Origin of the sequence: Rhizobium sullae (genome assembly GCF_900169785.1) — a bacterium.
In the GTDB taxonomy this organism is placed as follows: Bacteria; Pseudomonadota; Alphaproteobacteria; order Rhizobiales; family Rhizobiaceae; genus Rhizobium; species Rhizobium sullae.
Window position 1 is genome coordinate 1 of the sequence record NZ_FWER01000146.1, and the last position, 2,034, is coordinate 2,034.

The 2,034-nt window shown below is 64.1% G+C and carries 1 protein-coding gene and 1 pseudogene; one reads left to right on the forward strand and one right to left on the reverse strand.

The annotated features are described in order from the left end of the window. Positions 1-102 precede the first annotated feature (102 nt). Positions 103-1,049, forward strand: a pseudogene (locus tag BN1800_RS44385) (IS110 family RNA-guided transposase); the annotation flags it as partial. Between the two features lie 140 nt (positions 1,050-1,189). Here the strand turns inward: BN1800_RS44385 and BN1800_RS39355 are convergent. Further along, positions 1,190-2,034, reverse strand: an 845-nt coding sequence (locus tag BN1800_RS39355) for a Ulp1 family isopeptidase (RefSeq protein WP_244564832.1), incomplete at its 5' end; no start/stop codon positions are given.

Here is a 2,034-nt window from a genome sequence, read left to right on the forward strand (position 1 = left end):
TGTCCGGGATTTACCGGAATCGCTGTCCGCGAATTAGCGGAAATGCTGTCCCGGATTTAGTGAAATCGCTGTCCGAGATTCAATGGAACCCCTGTCCGCGAATTACCGAAACCCGCACGCCAGCCTCTGAAGAAGCTCCAAGCCGATGCGGCCGCGCTGCTGAAGCTGTTGCAGCGGTGGCGCGCCGAAGCCAGCCAGGCCGGGCACTCGATCAAGCGGATCACCGTTGCCTATGAGGCAGGCCGCGACGGCTTCTGGCTGGCGCGCTGGCTGCGGGCCTGCGATATTGAGGCTTACGTCATCCATCCCGCAAGCGTTCCGGTGTCGCGCGAACACCGGCGCGCCAAGACCGATCGCCTCGACACGGAGCTGTTGATGCGCGCCTTTCTCGGCTGGTTGCGCGGCGAGAAACGCCATGTGGGCATGGCTGCAATCCCGGCGATTGCCGAGGAGGACGCGCGGCGGCCGAGCCGCGAGCGGGAGAATCTGGTCACTGAGAAAACACGGATCATCAACCGCATGAGGGCGATCCTTGCCCGCTTCGGCATTCGCACCTTCAAGCCGACCCTGCGCAGGCCGAGGGCAAGCTCGACAAAATCCGCACGGCGGAGGAGACGCCGTTGCCGGAAAACACGCGCGCCGAGTTGCGCCGTTACCTCGAGCGGCTGCACCTCGTGCGCGAGCAGATTCGCGCGATCGAGCAGGACCGCCTGCGCCGACTCGCCGCGGCTCCGGCTGCGAAGAAAGGTCCGCACGCGATGGTCCGCTTGCTCGCTCGGGTCCTCGGCGTCGGCGCCGAGACGGCGGACATGCTGGTCAATGAGATCCTGTCGCGCGACCTGCGCGATCGGCGGGCGGTGGCGCGCTACGCCGGTCTCACGGGGTCCCCGGACGAGAGCGGCAAACGCCGCCGCGAGAAGGGGCTGGCGCGCGCCGGCAGTGCCCGAGTCCGGCGCGGCATGATCCAATTGGCTTGGCGCTTTCTCCGATTCCAAAAGCAGAGCGGTCTCGCCCAATGGTTCCAGGCGCGAACGACGGACGGACGCGGCACCGCCGTCGGCGGGTTCCAAACCTACATCGCCTTCCAACAGTGCCAGCCTGATAAATTTCGGCAAGGCCTACGGTCCGGAGATCGCATCAGCGCCTCTGTCGTCAGAAGAGCTGTTATGCTTGGCCCCAGACAGGGAGCTCAACGCCCCGCGTCGGAGCGGTCTCTGCTTCTGAAGGAGGCCATCAGGTCCGCTCGGGCTTGATCGGAGGCTTGGCTGACGGACGTCGTGGTTGCTTCGCTCAGCTGCCGCCCCATGGCGAGGCTTTGCGGATTATCAGCCCTCTGCCTCTTCGCCGGTCTCAACAGCGCTGTGTCATGTTCATTGTTGATGACGCCGCCGCTGTTCACGAGGTTGTTCCTGTCAAGTGTACTCGTCAGCTCGTCCTGGGCCTCGCGCGACTTGCCCAAGTGCCGGTCAAACGGCGCTGGCGCGACTTGTCGGGCTTGCTGCTCTTGCAATACGGCGTGTTGCACCTGCGACCCGGCTGCTGCAATCGCGTCCGCGGGGATTGCGGCAAGCTCGTGCGGCAAGCGCTGCTCCCTCAGTCGGTTTTGCAGCGCCTGCCGGTCGGCGACGAGGTAGTCGAGGTCCAGCTGCAGGTATGGCCGCTCTTCGTTCGCCAATCGATGAACCAGCTCGCGCGTGCCGTCCAGCACGAAGACGCCGCAATCAACACCGTTGTTCTGCCGGGCCATGTCGGGTGTCTGCAGCAGGAGCGCGTCCAGTCTTATTGCGAGCAATCGTGCAGGCGCGTCGTTGTAAGGCTGTCCATTTGGCTGGAAGGAGTCGTAGTGATAGGCGACCGCTCGTTCCGGGTCGCGGCGATCTACGAGCAGCAGCGACCAATGGGTGCCACCAAGAGTGCCATCATTCACTGGCAGGAACACGAAGTCGGCTGGGGCGTCGTTTTGATGATAGATGGACAGCAACGTACTTTGCACGTCCACGTCATGAGTGCGCAGTAGATGGGAGAGTGACGCAT